Source organism: Geodermatophilus sp. SYSU D00698, assembly GCF_054050335.1.
In genome coordinates, this window is record NZ_JBJGZD010000013.1 from 76,842 (window position 1) to 94,174 (window position 17,333).

General features: G+C 77.0%; 22 protein-coding genes. 14 read left to right on the plus strand and 8 right to left on the minus strand.

The genetic code is table 11. The annotated features are described in order from the left end of the window. Positions 1–20: 20 nt before the first annotated feature. Complete coding sequence (locus ACI8AB_RS13515) at positions 21–791, minus strand: hypothetical protein (RefSeq protein ID WP_456950526.1); 771 nt, start codon at positions 789–791, stop codon at positions 21–23. A gap of 54 nt (positions 792–845) precedes the next feature. Next, entirely contained in the window at positions 846–1,139 is a 294-nt protein-coding gene (locus ACI8AB_RS13520; RefSeq protein ID WP_456950527.1) for a Dabb family protein, read from the minus strand. Positions 1,140–1,201: 62 nt separating this feature from the next. On the opposite strand from ACI8AB_RS13520, the gene ACI8AB_RS13525 reads away from it, so the two are divergent. The 7 genes from ACI8AB_RS13525 (at position 1,202) to yczE (ending at position 7,443) form a co-directional block, all read left to right on the plus strand. Then, positions 1,202–2,455, plus strand: a complete 1,254-nt coding sequence (locus tag ACI8AB_RS13525; protein ID WP_456950528.1) for a glycosyltransferase family 4 protein — start codon at positions 1,202–1,204, stop codon at positions 2,453–2,455. Positions 2,456–2,489: 34 nt separating this feature from the next. Next, positions 2,490–3,251 carry a class I SAM-dependent methyltransferase gene (locus ACI8AB_RS13530; RefSeq protein WP_387990762.1) on the plus strand — a complete coding sequence of 254 codons (762 nt, stop codon included), beginning with the start codon at positions 2,490–2,492 and terminating at the stop codon, positions 3,249–3,251. A 37-nt stretch (positions 3,252–3,288) separates the two neighbouring features. Beyond that, a complete protein-coding gene (locus ACI8AB_RS13535; RefSeq protein ID WP_456901804.1) occupies positions 3,289–4,323 on the plus strand; it encodes a prenyltransferase in 1,035 nt (344 codons plus the stop codon). A gap of 65 nt (positions 4,324–4,388) precedes the next feature. Then, positions 4,389–5,207: a glycosyltransferase gene (locus tag ACI8AB_RS13540; protein ID WP_456950529.1), complete on the plus strand. Its 819-nt coding sequence runs from the start codon at positions 4,389–4,391 to the stop codon at positions 5,205–5,207. Continuing rightward, on the plus strand, positions 5,204–6,133 hold the full coding sequence (locus ACI8AB_RS13545; RefSeq protein ID WP_456950530.1) for a glycosyltransferase family 2 protein: 930 nt from the start codon (positions 5,204–5,206) through the stop codon (positions 6,131–6,133). Before ACI8AB_RS13540 ends, ACI8AB_RS13545 begins: the two co-directional genes overlap by 4 nt. Before the next feature lie 10 nt (positions 6,134–6,143). Beyond that, positions 6,144–6,665 carry a DinB family protein gene (locus ACI8AB_RS13550; protein ID WP_456950531.1) on the plus strand — a complete coding sequence of 174 codons (522 nt, stop codon included), beginning with the start codon at positions 6,144–6,146 and terminating at the stop codon, positions 6,663–6,665. A gap of 172 nt (positions 6,666–6,837) precedes the next feature. Beyond that, positions 6,838–7,443, plus strand: a complete 606-nt coding sequence (yczE, locus tag ACI8AB_RS13555; RefSeq protein ID WP_456950532.1) for a membrane protein YczE — start codon at positions 6,838–6,840, stop codon at positions 7,441–7,443. Here yczE and ACI8AB_RS13560 read toward each other — a convergent pair. The 4 genes from ACI8AB_RS13560 to ACI8AB_RS13575 form a co-directional block, all read right to left on the minus strand. Continuing rightward, positions 7,427–7,756 carry a TraR/DksA family transcriptional regulator gene (locus tag ACI8AB_RS13560; RefSeq protein WP_387990745.1) on the minus strand — a complete coding sequence of 110 codons (330 nt, stop codon included), beginning with the start codon at positions 7,754–7,756 and terminating at the stop codon, positions 7,427–7,429. The two genes, yczE and ACI8AB_RS13560, sit on opposite strands and share 17 nt — an antisense overlap. Beyond that, the gene (locus tag ACI8AB_RS13565; protein ID WP_456950533.1) at positions 7,746–8,363 is read right to left on the minus strand and encodes a class I SAM-dependent methyltransferase; all 618 of its coding nucleotides are present in this window, start codon (positions 8,361–8,363) and stop codon (positions 7,746–7,748) included. The genes ACI8AB_RS13560 and ACI8AB_RS13565 overlap by 11 nt, the downstream gene beginning before the upstream one ends. Next, positions 8,360–9,628 carry a YibE/F family protein gene (locus tag ACI8AB_RS13570; RefSeq protein WP_456950534.1) on the minus strand — a complete coding sequence of 423 codons (1,269 nt, stop codon included), beginning with the start codon at positions 9,626–9,628 and terminating at the stop codon, positions 8,360–8,362. Before ACI8AB_RS13570 ends, ACI8AB_RS13565 begins: the two co-directional genes overlap by 4 nt. Before the next feature lie 63 nt (positions 9,629–9,691). Continuing rightward, positions 9,692–10,159, minus strand: coding sequence for an STAS domain-containing protein (locus tag ACI8AB_RS13575; RefSeq protein ID WP_387990737.1), 468 nt, complete (start codon positions 10,157–10,159; stop codon positions 9,692–9,694). Between the two features lie 164 nt (positions 10,160–10,323). On the opposite strand from ACI8AB_RS13575, the gene ACI8AB_RS13580 reads away from it, so the two are divergent. From ACI8AB_RS13580 to ACI8AB_RS13610, 7 genes are all read left to right on the plus strand, one after another. Continuing rightward, a complete protein-coding gene (locus ACI8AB_RS13580; RefSeq protein ID WP_387990735.1) occupies positions 10,324–10,821 on the plus strand; it encodes an Hsp20/alpha crystallin family protein in 498 nt (165 codons plus the stop codon). Between the two features lie 98 nt (positions 10,822–10,919). Continuing rightward, a complete protein-coding gene (locus ACI8AB_RS13585) occupies positions 10,920–11,324 on the plus strand; it encodes a helix-turn-helix domain-containing protein (protein ID WP_456950535.1) in 405 nt (134 codons plus the stop codon). Between the two features lie 32 nt (positions 11,325–11,356). Then, entirely contained in the window at positions 11,357–11,668 is a 312-nt protein-coding gene (locus ACI8AB_RS13590) for a metal-sensitive transcriptional regulator (protein ID WP_387990729.1), read from the plus strand. A 28-nt stretch (positions 11,669–11,696) separates the two neighbouring features. After that, a complete protein-coding gene (locus ACI8AB_RS13595) occupies positions 11,697–11,906 on the plus strand; it encodes a heavy-metal-associated domain-containing protein (RefSeq protein ID WP_387990726.1) in 210 nt (69 codons plus the stop codon). 25 nt (positions 11,907–11,931) lie between these two features. Then, positions 11,932–12,801 carry a hypothetical protein gene (locus tag ACI8AB_RS13600; protein WP_456950536.1) on the plus strand — a complete coding sequence of 290 codons (870 nt, stop codon included), beginning with the start codon at positions 11,932–11,934 and terminating at the stop codon, positions 12,799–12,801. Next, on the plus strand, positions 12,798–15,113 hold the full coding sequence (locus ACI8AB_RS13605; protein WP_456950537.1) for a heavy metal translocating P-type ATPase: 2,316 nt from the start codon (positions 12,798–12,800) through the stop codon (positions 15,111–15,113). The genes ACI8AB_RS13600 and ACI8AB_RS13605 overlap by 4 nt, the downstream gene beginning before the upstream one ends. After that, complete coding sequence (locus tag ACI8AB_RS13610; RefSeq protein WP_456950538.1) at positions 15,110–16,009, plus strand: oxidoreductase; 900 nt, start codon at positions 15,110–15,112, stop codon at positions 16,007–16,009. Before ACI8AB_RS13605 ends, ACI8AB_RS13610 begins: the two co-directional genes overlap by 4 nt. Before the next feature lie 21 nt (positions 16,010–16,030). Here ACI8AB_RS13610 and ACI8AB_RS13615 read toward each other — a convergent pair whose 3' ends face one another. Both ACI8AB_RS13615 and ACI8AB_RS13620 read right to left on the minus strand, forming a co-directional pair. After that, entirely contained in the window at positions 16,031–16,960 is a 930-nt protein-coding gene (locus ACI8AB_RS13615; RefSeq protein WP_456950539.1) for a M56 family metallopeptidase, read from the minus strand. A 1-nt stretch (position 16,961) separates the two neighbouring features. Beyond that, positions 16,962–17,321 (minus strand): BlaI/MecI/CopY family transcriptional regulator, encoded by a 360-nt coding sequence (locus tag ACI8AB_RS13620; protein WP_387990711.1) that lies wholly within the window; start codon positions 17,319–17,321, stop codon positions 16,962–16,964. Between the last annotated feature and the right edge of the window lie 12 nt (positions 17,322–17,333).

Genomic DNA, 17,333 nt, shown 5'->3' on the forward strand with positions numbered 1-17,333 from the left:
ACCGGGGGTGTCGGTCCCGGCTAGTCGAGGGCCTCGGCCTGCGTCTCGTACGCCTGCTCGAGCAGGCCGGTGAACGCCGTGGGATCGGGCCGCCCGCCGGAGGTGTCGGTGGTCAGCAGCACGACCACCCGGTCCCCGTCCTGCACCACGCCGACCAGCGCCGGCACGGTCAGCTGCTGCCCGTCGGGCCCGGTCACCGTGGTCGTGTACGTGACCCCGGCGGAGCCGTCACCGAGGGCGGGGACGTCGAGCCCGGCGAAGGCGATGGTGACCGTGCCGACCTGCGGCGCGCTGACCTGCACCTCCCGGCACCGGTCGAGCTGCTGCCCGAAGCCGGCCAGCGCGTCCTCGGCCGGGCCGCCGGAGGCCAGCGCCTGCACGGTGGTGACCGTCCCGGTGACGGCGACCTGCGCGGCGACGTCGTCGTACTCGTCGAAGGACGGCTGGGTGCCCTGCACCGCGGGCCCGCACTCCGGCGGGGTCACCTGCAGGTCCTCGGCCGTGCCGCCGGCCACCGCCGCGCCCTGCGCGAGCTGGGCCTCGGTCAGCGGGGTGACCTGCGCGCCCGTGCCGAACGCCTCGGCCGGCAGCAGGCCGGGCGCGAGGTCGGTCCCGGCGGACGACGACGAGGACGGTGAGGAGGGCGACGCCGAGGACGAACTCGAGGCCGAGGACGACGAGGAGGTGGAGGCGGGCGAGGCCGCGCCCCGGACGTCCTCCCCGCCGCAGGCCGCGAGCAGCGGGACGGCGAGCAGGCCGGCGGTGGCGAGGACGGGGCGGCGTCCGGTCATGCGCCCGACGCTATCCAGCACCGGGCAGAACCGCAGGTCAGCCGCCCGATCGGGTCACAGCTCGTACTGGGCGGCGCTGCGGGCGGCCAGGTACGGGCGCACGTGCTCGGCGATGACCGCGAGGTGCACCGGGTCGGTGGCGTAGCGCCGGAAGGTCTCGGCGTCGGGGAAGTCGGCGACCAGGACCGTGTGCGCGTTGCCCTCGACCAGGCCGGCGTCGGGGGCGACGGTGAACGCCAGCGACCCGGGCACCTGCTCCGGCAGCCGGCGCAGCGCGGCCACCGTCTCGGCCCGCCGGGCGTCGTCGGCGGCGTCGGACCAGGTGAAGTGCACGACGTGTCGGATCACGCCGGTCACCCTGTCAGGCGGGCCCGGAAAGGGGACCGGACGGGGTCGGTAGGGTCCGGCGCATGGGACGACGGCTGCGGATCGCACTGCTGTCGTACCGCAGCAAGCCGCACGGCGGTGGCCAGGGCGTCTACGTCCGGGCCCTCTCGCGCGAGCTCACCGCCCTCGGCCACGACGTCGAGGTGCTCTCCGGCCAGCCCTATCCCGAGCTCGACGACGGCGTCCCGCTCACCCGGGTGCCGAGCCTGGACCTCTACCGCGACCCCGACCCGTTCCGGACGCCGCGGCCCTCGGAGTTCCGCGACCGGATCGACGTCCTGGAGTGGGCGGCGATGTGCACCGCGGCGTTCCCCGAGCCGCTGACCTTCACGCTGCGCGCCGCCCGGCTGCTGCTCCCCCGCGCGCACGAGTTCGACGTCGTGCACGACAACCAGAGCCTGGGCTACGGGCTGCTGCGGCTGGTCCGCGCGGGCGTCCCGACCGTGGCCACGGTGCACCACCCGGTCGCCATCGACCGGCAGCTCGAGCTCGCCGCCGCGCCCACGCTGCGCCGCCGGCTGACCCTGCGCCGCTGGTACGCCTTCACCGCCATGCAGGCCCGCGTGGCCCCCCGGCTGGACGCGGTCACCACCGTGTCGGAGAGCTCGCGGCGCGACATCGAGACCCACCTGCACGTCCCCGCCGCGGCCGTCGAGGTCATCCCGGTCGGCATCGACCCCGACGTCTTCACCCCGCCGCCGGCCGACCGGCCGCGCGAGGCCGACTCGATCGTCGTCACCACCAGCGCGGACGTCCCGCTCAAGGGGCTGGTGCACCTGCTCGAGGCGGTGGCCAAGCTGCGCACCGAGCGGCCGGTGCGGCTGACCGTCGTCGGCACCGCCCGGCCCGGCGGTCCCGCCGAGTCGGCGCTGGACCGCCTCGGCCTGCGCGACGCCGTCCGCTTCACCGGGCCGCTGCCCGAGGCCGACCTGGTGCGGCTGCTGCAGACGGCCACCGTCGCCGCCATCCCCTCCCTCTACGAGGGCTTCTCGCTGCCCGCGGTCGAGGCCATGGCCTGCGGGACGCCGCTGGTCACCACCGACGCCGGCGCGCTGCCGGAGGTGGTCGGCTCCCAGGCCGGCCTGCGGGTGCGTGCCGGGGACGTCGACGAGCTGACGGCGGCGCTGAAGCTGGTGCTCGAGAAGCCGTCGCTGCAGGAGCAGCTCGGTCGCGCCGGGCGCCGCCGGGTGCTGGCCGCCTACACGTGGCGCTCGACCGCGGAGCGGACCGCGGACTGGTACGCCGAGGTGCTGGACCGGAAGGGGCGCCGCGGATGACGCCGGGCCCGACGCGCGACCGGGAGGGCCGTCCGTGCTGACCGTCGACTACGACCTGCTCGACCTGCGCCCCGGCATGACCGTGCTGGACCTCGGCTGCGGCGAGGGCCGGCACGCCTTCGAGGCCTACCGCCGCGGCGCGTCCGTGGTCGCCGTCGACTGGGGCGTGCCCGAGGTGGAGACGACCAAGCGGTGGCTGGGCGCGATCGCCGAGGCCGGCGAGGCACCGGCCGGGGCACACCACGAGGTGGTCCGCGGCGACCTGCGGCACCTCCCGTTCCCCGACGGCAGCGTCGACCGGGTGATCGCCTCGGAGGTGCTCGAGCACATCCCCGACGACGGCACCGCGATGACCGAGATCGCCCGGGTGCTCAAGCCGGGCGGGCGGGTCGCCGTCACCGTGCCGCGGTACGGCCCCGAGCGGGTGTGCTGGGCGCTGTCGGACGCCTACCACGCCAACGAGGGCGGGCACGTCCGCATCTACCGCGGCGACGTGCTGCGCGCCCGGCTGTCGGTGGCGGGTCTGGTGCCCGGGCGCAGCCACCACGCGCACGCGCTGCACGCGCCCTACTGGTGGCTCAAGTGCGCCGTCGGGGTGGACCGGGACGCCGCCGTCGTCCGGGCCTACCACCGGCTGCTGGTGTGGGACCTGACGAGGCGGCCGTGGGTCACCCGGCTCGCCGAGAGGGTGCTCGACCCGCTGATCGGCAAGAGCCTCGTGGTCTACGCGGACAAGCCCCGGGTGCCGGCGGCGGGCGCCCGCCCGGAGCGGGAGAAGACCGCTGCGGTCCGCTGAGCTGCCCGAGCTGCCCGGCGTCCTCGACGGGGCCGCCGTGCGGCGCACCGTGTCCGCGATCGCGGCCGAGCAGGGCCGCGACGGGTCGCTGCCGTGGTTCCGCGGCGGGCAGCTGGACCCGTGGGACTCGGTCGAGGCGGCGATGGCCCTCGACGTCGGCGGGGAGCACGCGCGGGCGGCGGCGGCCTACCGCTGGCTGGCCGCCCGGCAGCGCCCGGACGGCTCCTGGGCCGCCGAGTACCGCGACGGCGCCGAGACCCAGCCCGCCGTCGAGAGCAACCACGCCGGCTACCTCGCCGTCGGGGCGTGGCACACGTGGTTGGCCAGCGGCGACGAGCGACTGGTCCGCGAGCTGTGGCCGGCCGTCCGCCGCGGCCTGGACCTCGTCGTGGACATGCAGCTGGCCTCCGGCGCCATCGGGTGGGCACTGCGGCCCGACGGCACGCCGGACGACGTCGCGCTGCTCACCGGCAACGCCAGCCTGTTCCAGGCGCTGCGCTGCGGCATCGCGCTGGCGGAGCTGGCCGGGCAGTCGCAGCCGGACTGGGAGCTGGCGGTCACCGGCCTCGGCACGGCGCTGCGCACCGAGCCCGCCGCCTTCGCCGACCGCTCCCGCTGGTCGATGGACTGGTACTACCCGGTGCTGGCCGGCGCGGTCACCGGCGGGCCCGCCCGCGCCCGGCTGGCGGCCGACTGGGACCGCTTCGTCGTCCCGGGCCTGGGCGCCCGCTGCGTGGCCGACCGCCCGTGGGTGACCGGCGCGGAGACCTGCGAGCTGGCGCTGGCGCTCGTCGTCGCCGGGCAGCCGGAGGCCGCCCTGGAGCAGGTGGCGGCCATGCAGCACCTGCGCCACGACGACGGCTCGTACTGGACCGGCTTCGTCTACCCCGACGACGCGCGCTGGCCGGTCGAGCGGACGACGTGGACCGCGGCGGCGGTGGTGCTCGCCGCGGACGCGCTGGCCGGCGCCACACCCGCCTGCGGGTTGTTCGCCGACCCGGCGGCGCTGCCCGCGCCGGGCACCGAGGACGCCGGTTCGGCAGCGACGCTGCCGGGCAGTGCCTCCGCGTGACGCGCACGTCGGTACGGCCCCGCACCCCCCGCACCCCCACCCCCGACGGCGTCAGCGTCGTCGTGATGAGCCGCGACCGGCGCGCGGACCTGCTGGCCACGCTCCCGCGCCACGAGGCGCCGGTCGTGCTGGTGGACAACGGCTCCACCGACGGGACCGTCGACGCCGTCCGCGCCGCGCTGCCGCAGGTGACCGTGCTGCCGCTGGCCGAGAACGCCGGGGCCCACGCCCGCACGATCGGCGCCGGGCACGCGGGCAGCGAGTTCGTGGCCTTCGCCGACGACGACTCGTGGTGGGCGCCCGGCGACCTCGCCCGCGCCGCGGCGGTCATGCGCGCGCACCCGCGGCTGGCGGTGCTCAACGCGCGGGTCCTCGTCGGCCCGGAGGAGCGGCTGGACCCGCTGTGCCCGGAGCTGGCCGCGAGCCCGCTCGGCACCCCGGCGCACCTGCCCGGACCGCGGCTGCTCGGCTTCATCGCGTGCGCGGCGATGGTGCGCACCGAGGCGTTCCTGTCCGTCGGCGGCTTCGACCCGGTGGTGCGCTTCCCCGGCGAGGAGGAGCGGCTGTCACTGGACCTGGCCGCCGCCGGCTGGGACATCGCCTACGTCGACTCGGTGACCGTGCACCACCACCCCTCGGTCCGGCGGTCCGACCCCGCCGCCCGGCAGGCCGCGATCTGGCGCTCGAAGCTGCTCACCGCCGTGATGCGACTGCCGCTGCGCGACGTCGCCCGCACCGTGGGCGCCGCGCTCCGGGCCGGGGCGCCCGCGCGGCAGGGGCTGCGGCGGGCGCTGCCGGACCTGCCCGCCGCGCTGCGCCGCCGTCGCCGGCTGCCCGCCCACGTCCTGGCCGACCTGCGCCTGCTGGCCGGGGACGCCGCGTGACGGCCACCGCCGCACGGCCGCAGGAGATCGGGAGCGACCCGCGGGTCGCCGTCGTCGTGATCACCCACCAGCGCCGCGACGAGGTGCTCGGGGCGCTGTCCCGGCTGCGGGCGCTGCCCGAGCGGCCGCGCGTGGTGGTCGTCGACAACGGCTCCACCGACGGGACCGCGGAGGCGATCGCCCGGCGCTTCCCCGCCGTGGAGCTCGTCGCCAGCCCGGAGAACCTGGGCGCGATCGGCCGCAACGTCGGCGTCGGCCGGCTGGACACGCCGTACGTGGCCTTCTGCGACGACGACACCTGGTGGGACCCGGGGTCGCTGCGGACGGCGGCCGACGTCCTCGACGCGCACCCGCGGCTGGCCGTGGTGACCGCGCGGATCCTGGTCGAGCCCGGCGGCCGGGAGGACCCGATCGTGCCGGAGCTGCGCGACTCCCCCGTCCCCGGCGCCGGCTGGCTGCCCGGCCCGGCGCTCGGGTCCTTCCTCGCCGGCGCGAGCGTCGTCCGGCGGGAGGCGTTCCTCGAGGTCGGCGGCTTCAGCGAGCGGCTGTGGCTGGGCGGGGAGGAGGAGCTCATGGCCGGCGACCTCGCCGCCGCCGGCTGGGAGCTGTGCTACCTGCCCGAGCTGACCGTGCACCACCAGGCGTCGAAGGCCCGCGACGGGCACCGCCGCCGCCGCGACGGCATCCGCAACACCCTCTGGACGACGTGGCTGCGGCGCCCGCTGGGCCCGGCGCTGCGGCGCACCGTGCACCTCCTGGCCACGCTGCCGCGGGACCGGGTGACCGCGCAGGGGCTGTGGGCCGCCGTCCGCGGGATCCCCTGGCTGGTGCGCGAGCGGCGAGTGCTGCCGCCGCACGCGGAGGCCCGGTTCGCCGCGCTCGACGCCGTCCAGCGCCGCTCCACCGCCCGCCGCTACGTCAGCTGAGGGGACTCCCGTGACGCCGCCGGACCACCGCACCGACCCGCCGCTGGTGGCGGAGGAGACGGCCACCCTCCTGGGGTTCCTCGAGTACCAGCGGCAGACGCTGGAGTGGAAGTGCGCGGAGCTGACGCCGCGGCAGCTGGCGACCCGGGCGGTGCCGACGTCGGAGCTGACCCTGCTCGGGATGGTCCGGCACCTGGCCGCGGTGGAGGCCGGCTGGCTGGTCGGGTTCGGCGGGCTGCCGTTCGACCTCTGGCCCGACGTGGAGCGGGACCGCGACGAGCAGTTCCGGGTGGACCCCGCGACCGTCACGGCGGCCGACGTCGAGGCGGCGTGGGCGACCTGGCGGGCGGTCACGGAGGCGGTGCGGTCGGTCGTCGGCCGGCTGCCGCTGGACACCGCGGACCGGCCGTGGGGCCGTGACGACGAGTTCTCCCTGCGCTGGATCCTGGTGCACCTGGTCGAGGAGTACGCCCGGCACAACGGCCACGCCGACCTGATCCGCGAGGCCCTGGACGGCGTCACCGGCGAGTGAGCGCCGGCGCTCCGGCGCCCGGTGTCGACCTGCTGCTGTCCCGGCCCCGCTGAGACGGCACCAGGTCGACGACGGGCGCCCCGGGACCAGGCCAATCCGGGCGATTGGCCCGTAGGAGCCGGGCCGGGCGCGCAGCAGAGTGGCGGTCGTGTTGCAGCACCGTCCGGTTCCCGTGTCGGCCCGTCTCCCGCGCCGCCTCGTCCAGCTCTACGCCGGCCTCGCGCTGTACGGGGCGTCGATGGCCCTGCTGGTGCGGTCCTCGCTCGGGGTCACGCCGTGGGACGTGCTGCACCAGGGCCTCGCGCAGCGGCTGGGCTGGTCGCTCGGGCTGGTCACCGTGGTCGTGGGTGCGCTGGTCCTGCTCGCGTGGATCCCGCTGCGGGAGCGGCCGGGGATCGGCACGGTGAGCAACGTCGTCGTCATCGGCGTCGCCGTCGACGGCACGCTCGCCGTCCTGCCCGCGCCGGCGCACCTGGCGGTGCAGGCGGCGTTCGCGGTGTCGGGCATCGTCCTCAACGCCGTCGCCACGGCCGCCTACGTCGGGGTGCACCTGGGGCCGGGCCCGCGGGACGGGCTGATGACCGGGCTCGTGCGGCGCACCGGCGGGTCGGTGCGGCTGGTGCGCACCACGATCGAGGTCGCCGTCGTCGCGACCGGGTGGGTGCTCGGCGGCACCCTCGGCGTCGCCACCGTCGCCTACGCCCTCGCCATCGGCCCGCTCACCCAGCTGCTGCTGCCCCGCCTGTCGGTGCGAGCGGAGGTCAGCGCGCGCAGCTGATGCAGGTGCGGGCGGTCGGCCGGGCGGCCAGGCGCTCGGGCGCGATCGGCCCGCCGCAGGTCTCGCAGCGGCCGTAGGTGCCGGCCTCGACGGCGGTCACCGCGGCGTCGACGTCGGCCAGCCGGCGGCGCGCCTGCTCCAGCAGCGCCGCCACCTGCTGCCGCTCGAAGGCGATGGTGGCGCCCTCCGGGTCGTGCTCGTCGTCGGCGTTGGACGCCCGCGACGCCGCGACGATCTCGTCGAACTGGCGGGTGAGCGCCTCGATCTGCGCCTGGGCGGCCGCCCGCTCCGCCCCCAGCGCGTCAGCGGACACGGCGCAGCAGCCGCAGTGAGCCGGTGCCCGGCAGCTCCTCGAAGTCCCCGGACGCGAGCACCCGGCGGTACACGCCGAAGGGCGCCTGGCCGCCGTCGGCGGGGTCGGGGAAGACGTCGTGGATGGCCAGCGTGCCTCCGACGGCGAGCTTGGCCACCCAGGCGTCCTGGTCGCGGCGCGCGGACTCCTCGGTGTGGCTGCCGTCGAGGAACAGCAGCGCCAGCGGGGTCGTCCACAGCGGCGCGAGCACCTCCGACCGCGCGACGACGGCGACGACGACGTCCTCGGCTCCCGCGTCGGCGATCGTGCGGCGGAACCGCGGCAGCGTGTCGATGCGCCCGACGGCGGGGTCGACCAGCGACGGGTCGTGGTACTCCCAGCCGGGCTGGTGCTCCTCGGAGCCGCGGTGGTGGTCGACGGTGACCACCTGCCGGCCGGTCTCCCGCGCCGCGGCGGCGAGGTACAGCGCCGACTTGCCCATCCACGAGCCGATCTCCAGCAGCGGGCCGGGCACCGCCACCGCGCGGGCGGCCTCGTAGAGGGCGCGGCCCTCGTCGGCCGGCATGAACCCGGGTGCGGCCTCGGCGGCCGCCAGTAGATCGTTCACCGGGCAAACCTCGCACGCAGCCCCGACAGGCGTCGCTCGGGGGCCGCGCCGGCCGCCGTCCCGGCCGCGGTCGCGAAGAACGCGCCGACCGCCGTCGTCACCGGGACCGCCAGCACCAGCGCGATCGCGCCGACCAGCGTGCGGATGACCTCCTCGGCCACCGCGGCGCTGGTGAGCGTGACGCCGGCGGGCTGCGTGTAGACCTCGAACAGCAGCAGCAGCGGCAGCGCGGCCCCCGCGTAGGCGAAGACGATCGTGTAGACGGTGGAGGCGATGTGGTCGCGGCCGACGGCCATGCCGCGGCGGTACAGCTGCCGCCACCCCATCGCCGGGTCCACCTCGTTGAGCTGCCAGATCGCCGAGGCCTGGGTGATCGTGACGTCGTTGAGCACGCCGAGCCCGGCGACGACGACCCCGGCGATCACCAGGCCGGAGAAGTCCAGCGTCGGGTCGAACGTCAGCAGCTGGATGGTCTCCTCGCTGGTGAGCCCGGTCAGCCGCGCGACGTCGACGGCCACCGACCCCAGCACGGTCACCAGCGCCAGGCCGAACAGGGTGCCCACCAGCGCCGTCGTCGTCCGGGCGGAGAAGCCGTGCGCGAGGTACAGGACGACGAACATGATCGCCGCCGAGCCGACCAGGCTGACCAGCGTCGGCGAGGACCCCGCCAGCAGCGCCGGCAGCACGAACCGCAGCAGCACGAAGAACGCGAAGGCGAGGCCGACCAGCGCGGCGAGCCCGCGCAGCCGGGCGACCGCCCCGACGACGAGGGCGAACGCCACCGCGAGGACGACGATCGGCGTGGTCCGCTCGAAGTCGGCGAACTGGTAGTCCGGGCCGCCCTCGGCGCCGGGGTCGCGGGTGAGCACGAGGGTGTCGCCCTCGCCCACCCCGTTGGCGACCACCTCGGCCGACAGGTCGACCTGCTGGTAGTCCCCCGCGCCGTCGCCCTCCAGCACCTCGACGACGGCGGTGGCGCAGGTGGCCTGCCCGGTCCCGGCCTCGCCGCAGGGCAGCGTCTGCAGCGAGACCACCCGCGCGTCGGCGTAGGTGGTCCCCGCCGGGAGGAAGGTGGCCGCGACCTGCTCGGCGCGGGTCGGCTCGCCGCCGGGCCAGAGCGCGACCAGGCCGACCACGGTGGCCAGCCCGACCGGCACGAGCAGCAGGAGCATCAGCGTGACCGCGCGGCGTCGCCGGGTCAGCGTCTCCGGGCTCGGCGGGGGCGCGTCGGGGTCGGGCCCGTGGCTGTGGGTGTGGGGCGGCACCCGGCCAGGCTAGGAGCAGCCCCCGGCCCGGGACCGCCCGACACCGCGGTCGCGCGGCGCAGGTCAGGCGCTGCGGCCGTCCGGCCCGTCCGGGCGCCGCGAGGGACCCCCCGACGGCGGTGCGCCGCCGGCGTCGGCCGGTCCGGCGCCCTCGCCGACCACCTCGAAGCGGCGCCACAGGCCGGTCAGCTGCAGCGGCCGCGCGACCGCGGCCGGCGGCTCGACCAGCGCGACGGTGACCGCCCGCGGCTGGGTCATCCGCTGCAGCTGCACGAGGACGGCCATCCCGGCGGAGTTCATGTAGGAGACGCCGCTCAACTCCAGCTCCACGCGCGAGAGCGTGGGCACCGACAGCAGCTGGTCGGTGACCACGCGGACCAGCGGCCGGCGGGCGGCCTCGGTGAGCTCACCGGTCACGGTGATGCAGCTGACGTCGCCGTCGAGCCGGGCGTCGACCTGGGGCTCGCCCTCGTGGGGCGCGGCGCCGGGGTCCTCGGCCGCGGGTCCACCGGTCTCTCGGTGCTCGTCCATGCCCGGGGTCTGCCCCCGTTGCCCGCGGTCCATGCGCGGCCGGGAACAACAGCCGGCGAGAGACGTTTACAAGGGTGTCTGATCGAGGTAATCTTCAGTCGCCACTGGAGGTTAATCCCCGGGCAGCGAACTCCACACCGGATCTCCCAGGAGGTTCACCAGCCATGCTGACCGCGTACGACCCGTTCGCCGCCACGTCCGCCGCCTTCCGCGCGCTGGACCAGCTCACCGGCCGCCCCGGCACCGCCCGTGCCCTGTCGGGCATGCCGATGGACGCCTACCGCGTCGGTGACAAGTTCGTCGCCCACTTCGACCTGCCCGGCGTGGACCCGGGCTCGATCGACCTGTCGATCGAGGGCACGACGCTCACCGTCAGCGCCGAGCGCTCCGTCCCGCAGCTGGAGGGCGCGGAGTGGGCCGTCGCCGAGCGTCCCTACGGCGCCTACACCCGGCAGCTGGTCCTCGGCCGCAGCCTCGACACCGACCGGCTGGAGGCCAGCTACCACGACGGCGTGCTCACCGTGAGCATCCCCGTGGCGGAGAAGGCCCGCGCCCGCAAGATCACCGTGACCCGCGCCGACGTGCCGGCCGCGGTGGAGAGCCGGACCATCGAGGGCGAGCAGGAGCCCGCCCAGGGCGAGACCCGGGCCGTCGAGAGCTGATCGGCGTCCCGTCCGCGGGGGCCGGGCCGGTACGGCCCGGCCCCCGCGCCACATCCGGGGCCCGTCGGGCCCCGGCACCGCAGGGAGGAGGAGGTCCCGTGGCCGGCCCCGACGACCGCCGGCAGGGCGAGCCGCAGCAGGCCGACCCGGCGGCCGACGCCGTGCGCCGGCTCGACGACCCCGACTTCCCGGCGCTCACGATGAGCCAGGCCGCCACGCTGCTCGGCGTCCAGGCCGCCTTCCTGCGCAGCCTCGACGGCTCCGGGGTCCTGCAGCCGCACCGCTCCCCCGGCGGCCACCGGCGCTACTCGCGCCACCAGCTCGTCCTCGCCGCGCGGCTGCGCGGCCTCCTCGACGACGGCCACACGCTCGCCTCCGCCGAGGTCGTCCTCGGCCTGCAGGACGAGCTCGCCGACGCGCGCGCGGACACCGTGCGGCTGCGCGAGACCGTCGCCCGCCTGCGCGCCGGCCGCCCGGAGGAGCCGGAGCAGGACGGGAGTTGATACCCCCTGGGGGTAGGGGTACAGTCGTCCGCGTGACCGACTCGGAGAGCGCCCCCGGCCACGTCCACGGCTACATCCACCGCAAGGACGACCACCTCAAGCGGCTGCGGCGCATCGAGGGGCAGGCCCGCGGGCTGCAGCGCATGGTCGAGGACGAGAAGTACTGCATCGACATCCTCACCCAGGTCTCGGCGATGACCTCCGCGCTGCAGTCGGTGGCGCTGAGCCTGCTCGAGGAGCACCTGTCGCACTGCGTCGCCGAGGCCGTCGCCACCGGCGGCCCGGAGGCCGACGCGAAGGTCCGCGAGGCCTCCGCCGCGATCGCCCGGCTCGTCCGTTCCTGACCCCCACCCCCGCCCGGAGGACCCCGCCATGAGCACCGCCAGCTACACCGTCACCGGCATGACCTGCCAGCACTGCGTCGCCTCGGTCACCGAGGAGGTCAGCGGGATCCCCGGCGTCACCGACGTCGAGGTCGACCTGGCCAGCGGCGGCCTGACCGTCACCAGCGACGCCCCCGTCGACGACGCCGCCGTGCGCGCCGCCGTCGCGGAGGCCGGCTACGAGGTCGCCGGTCGCTGACGCGGCCGGTCGGGAGGGAGCCGTCGTGCGCACCGCCACCCGGGTCGCCGCCACGCTCGGCGCCGCGGCCGCCGTCCTCGGCGCCGGCTGGGGCGTGGGCGCCCTCGCCGGCCCGGTGGGCGCGCCGCCGGCCGCCACCGCGGAGCACGCGGACGAGGGCGGGCACGCGGCGGCGGCTCCCGCCGAGGAGCACGACCTGCCCGCCGGGCTCGCCGTCTCGGCCGAGGGCCACACCCTCGACCTCGCCGACGACGTCCTGCCCGCCGGGGCCGCCGTCCCGCTGTCGTTCCGGCTGCTCGGGCCCGACGGCGACCCGGTGACCGCCTACGAGACCGTGCACGAGCAGGACCTGCACCTCGTCGTCGTCCGCCGGGACCTCACCGGCTACCAGCACGTGCACCCCGAACTGTCCCCCGACGGCACCTGGACGACGACGGTCGCGCTCGAGCCCGGCGCCTGGCGGGTGCTGGCCGACGCCACGCCCACCGACCTCGGGCGCGACGTCGTGCTCGGCGCGGACCTCGCCGTCGGCGGCGCGTGGGAGCCCGCGCCGCTGCCCGCCCCCGCGGCGACCGCGGAGGTGGACGGCTACACCGTCACCCTCGACGGCGACCTGGTGGCCGGCCGGGAGTCCGAGGTCGTGCTCACCGTGAGCCGCGACGGCGCGCCGGTGACCGACCTGCAGCCCCACCTCGGTGCCCGCGGCCACCTGGTCGCGCTGCGCGCCGGGGACCTCGGCTACCTGCACGTCCACCCCACCGGGGACGCCGGCGGGCAGGTGCGCTTCGCCGTCGAGGTGCCCGCGGCCGGCGAGCACCGCCTGTTCCTCGACTTCCGCCACGGCGACGTCGTCCGGACCGCCGCCTTCTCCCTCACCGCCCGGAGCGCCCCGTGACCACCCCCACGCAGATCGAGCTGTCGATCGGCGGCATGACCTGCGCCTCCTGCGCGGCCCGCATCGAGAAGAAGCTCAACCGGCTCGACGGCGTGACCGCCACGGTCAACTACGCGACGGAGAAGGCCCGGGTCACCTTCGGCGACGGCGTCGCGCCCGAGGACCTCGTCGCGACCGTGCAGAAGGCCGGCTACACCGCCGCCCTCCCCGTTCGGCCCCGTCCCGAGGCTCGCCCCGAGCCCGCGGGGGGTGAGGAGGACGGGGTCCTCCCACCGGACGCCGGGCTGCGGCAGCGGCTGCTCGTCTCCGCGGCGCTCAGCCTGCCGGTCGTGCTGCTCGGCATGGTCCCCGCGCTGCAGTTCGAGTACTGGCAGTGGGCCTCGCTGACGCTGGCCGCCCCGGTGGTCGTGTGGGGCGGCCGGCCGTTCCACCGCGCCGCCTGGACCAACCTCCGCCACGGCGCGGCCACCATGGACACCCTCGTCTCGCTGGGCACCCTCGCCGCGTTCGGCTGGTCGCTGTACGCGCTGTTCCTCGGCACCGCCGGCGAGCCCGGGATGACGCACCCCTTCTCGCTGGCCGTCACCCGCGGCGACGGCAGCGGCGACGTCTACCTGGAGGCCGCCGCGGGCGTCACCACCTTCCTGCTGGCCGGCCGCTACGCCGAGGCGCGCGCCAAGCGGCGGGCCGGGTCGGCGCTGCGGGCGCTGCTGGAGATGGGCGCCCGCGAGGTGTCCGTCCTGCGCGGTGACCTCCGCAACGGTGGCGCCGAGGTGCGCGTGCCGGTGGAGCAGCTGCACGCCGGCGACCTGTTCGTCGTCCGGCCCGGCGAGCGGGTGGCCACCGACGGCGAGGTCGTGGAGGGCTCCTCCGCCGTCGACGCCTCGATGCTCACCGGCGAGTCGGTGCCGGTGGAGGTCGGCCCGGGCGACGCCGTCGTCGGCGCCACGGTCAACGCCGGCGGCCGGCTGGTCGTGCGGGCCACCCGGGTCGGCGCGGACACCCAGCTCGCGCAGATGGCGCGGCTGGTCGAGGAGGCGCAGAACGGCAAGGCGCAGGTGCAGCGGCTGGCCGACCGGGTGTCCGGGGTGTTCGTGCCGGTCGTGCTCGCGCTGGCGCTGGCCACCCTGGGCTTCTGGATCGGCACCGGCGCCGGCGTGGCCGGGGCGTTCCCCGCCACCGTCGCCGTGCTGATCATCGCCTGCCCCTGCGCCCTCGGGCTGGCCACGCCGACCGCGCTGATGGTCGGCACGGGCCGCGGCGCGCAGCTCGGCATCCTGGTCCGCGGCCCGGAGGTGCTGGAGTCCACGCGGCGGGTCGACACCGTCGTGCTCGACAAGACCGGCACCGTCACCACCGGCCGGATGAGCCTGGCCGGCGTCGTCGCCGCCGACGGCGAGGACGCGGCCGAGGTGCTGCGCCGGGCCGGCGCGCTGGAGGACGCCTCCGAGCACCCGATCGCCGCGGCCGTGGCGTCCGCCGCCCGCGAGCGCACCGGCGCGCTGCCGGCCGTCACCGGGTTCCGCAGCGAGGCTGGGCTGGGCGTCCGGGGCACCGTCGAGGGGGTGCCGGTCGTCGTCGGCCGGCCCGCGCTGGTGGGCCCGCTGCCCCCGGAGCTGGCCGCGGCGGTCGCCGACGCGGACGCCGCCGGGCGCACCGCGGTCGCCGTCGGCTGGGAGGGCGCCGTGCGCGGCGTGCTCGTCGTCGCCGACACCGTCAAGCCGACGTCGGCGGCCGCCGTGCGGCAGTTCCGCGCCCTCGGGCTGCGGCCGGTGCTGCTCACCGGCGACTCGGCCGCCGCCGCCCGCGCGGTCGCCGCCGAGGTCGGCGTCGACGACGTGGTCGCCGAGGTGCTGCCGCAGGACAAGGTCGACGTCGTCCGGCGGCTGCAGGCCGAGGGCGCGACGGTGGCGGTGGTCGGCGACGGCGTCAACGACGCGGCCGCGCTGGCCCAGGCCGACCTGGGGCTGGCGATGGGCACCGGCACCGACGTCGCCATCCAGGCCAGCGACCTCACCCTCGTCCGCGGCGACCTGCGCGCCGCCGCCGACGCCGTCCGGCTGGCCCGCCGCACGCTCGCGGTGATCAAGGGGAACCTGTTCTGGGCGTTCGCCTACAACGTCGCCGCGCTGCCGCTGGCGATGGCCGGGCTGCTCAACCCGATGATCGCCGGGGCCGCGATGGCGTTCAGCTCCGTCTTCGTCGTCACCAACAGCCTGCGGCTGCGCCGGTTCCGCCCGCTGCCGGGCAACGACACCTCCGCGGTGCCGTCCGGCACACCGGCGCCCGCCGCCGCGTTGGACCCGGCATGACGAGCAGCTGGACCCCCGCCGACATCCCCGACCAGACCGGGCGCACCGTCGTCGTCACCGGTGCCACGAGCGGCCTGGGCCTGGCCACCGCCCGGGCGCTCGCGGAGCGGGGCGCGCGCGTCGTGCTCGCCGTCCGCGACCCCGCCCGCGGCGAGTCGGCCGCCGCCGGCCTGCCGGGCGACGTCGAGGCGCGCTCCCTCGACCTCGCCGACCTCGCCTCGGTGCGTGCCTTCGCCGACGCCTGGGACGGTCCGCTCGACGTCCTCGTGAACAACGCCGGGATCATGATGGTCCCCCGGGGTCGCACCGCCGACGGCTTCGAGCTGCAGTTCGGCACCAACCACCTCGGCCACTTCGCGCTCACCAACCTGCTGCTGCCGCACCTCACCGACCGGGTGGTCACGGTCGCCTCGACGGCGCACCGGATGGGTGGCCTCGACCTCGCCGACCTCGACTGGCAGACCCGGCGCTACTCGGCCGAACGCGCCTACGGCGCCTCCAAGCTGGCCAACCTGCTGTTCACCCTGGAGCTGCAGCGCCGGCTCACCGCCGCCGGCTCGCCGGTGCGGGCGCTGGCCGCGCACCCGGGCTGGGCGGCCACCAACCTGCAGGGCCGCACCGGGAACCGGCTGAAGGACGCGTTCGCGCTGCTGGGCAACCGGGTGGTCGCCCAGTCCGCCGAGCAGGGCGCGCTGCCGACGCTGTTCGCCGCGACCGCCGACCTCCCCGGCGGCAGCTACGCCGGCCCGGGGCAGCTGATGGAGACCCGCGGCGCCCCGACGCTCGTGGGGCGCTCGAACGCGGCGAGCGACGTCGCGACGGCGGCCCGGCTGTGGACGGCGTCGGCGGAGCTCACCGGCGTCGACTTCCCCGCGACGCTGCCCACCCGGGCCTGAGCACCTCCGCGGAGGCGCCCCTCACAGGGCGGGGAGCAGGAGCAGGGCGGTCGGGACCAGCAGGAGCAGGCCGGCGCAGAGCAGGGCGACGGCCCGGGCGGCGGCCGGCAGCGGGGCGGGTGGGCTGACCAGCCGCAGCACGCGGGCGGCGACCGCGCCGCCGGTCACCGCCAGCGCGCCGCTCGGCACGCCCCCGCCCGCTCCCCCGGCCGTGACGACGATCGCCTGCGCCAGCGTGCGCCGCGGGTCGGGCCCGGCCAGCGAGGTCACCGCGCGGTCGTCGGCGCGCATCTCCACCAGCTCGCGGACCGCGGCGTGCGCGCGGGCGGCCGCGGGCAGGACCGGCAGCGCCGCCTCCCACGCGACGAACGGCAGCAGGTAGAGGTGGTGGTGCTCGGCCAGGTGCGCCCGCTCGTGCGCGACGACGGCGGCCAGCTGCCCGTCGTCGAGCTCGGCGACCATCCCCGAGGACAGCACCAGCAGCGGGCGGGCGCCGGGGATGCAGAACGCCACCGGCGCGGGGTGCTCGAGCAGCCGGGCGTCGGGGGCGGCCGGCGACGGCTGCACGACCAGCTCCAGCAGCGCCCGGTGCCGCCGCCGCGTGCGCGCGGTCCGCACCCACGACAGCGCGAGGACGCCGAGCAGCTCGGCGGCGAGGACGCCGGCCAGGGTGAGGGTGACCCAGTGGTCGCCCCGGACCGGGTCGCGGGCGGGGTGCCCGCTCAGCACCGCCCAGCCGGCCTCCGGCAGCGAGTGCCCCCAGGGCGCCAGCCCGTGCACGAGCAGCGCGCCGATGATCGACAGTCCGCCGGCCAGCCCGATCGCCTGCCAGCAGACCAGCGCCACCAGCGGGTCGCGCCGGGGCCACCGGGCACGGCCGAGCAGCGCCGGCACCGGCCAGGCCAGCAGGGCGGCGAGGACCGCGAGCGCCGCGGCGGTCGCGGGCAGCACGTCAGCGCGCGTCCGGCGCCGTCTCGCTGAGCAGCTGCCGCAGGAGGCGGGCCTCCTCCGGGTCGACGCCGCCGACGAACCGGGCGAGCACCGCCTGCCGGTCGCCGGCCTGGCCGAGGACCTCGTGCATGAGCTCGGCGGCGTGGTCGGCGCGGCTCGCCCGCGGCCGGAAGCGGCGCGGCCGGGCGTCGTCGTGCTCGACGAAGCCCTTGGCCTCCAGCCGGGACAGCACGGTGTGCACGGTGGTGAGCGCCAGCTCGCGGTCGGCCAGCGCGTCGCGCAGCTCGGCCGCCGCGACCGGCCCGTCGGCCGCCCACAGCACGTCCATGACGGTGCGCTCCAGGTCTCCCAGCGACGCCACGACGACTCCTCC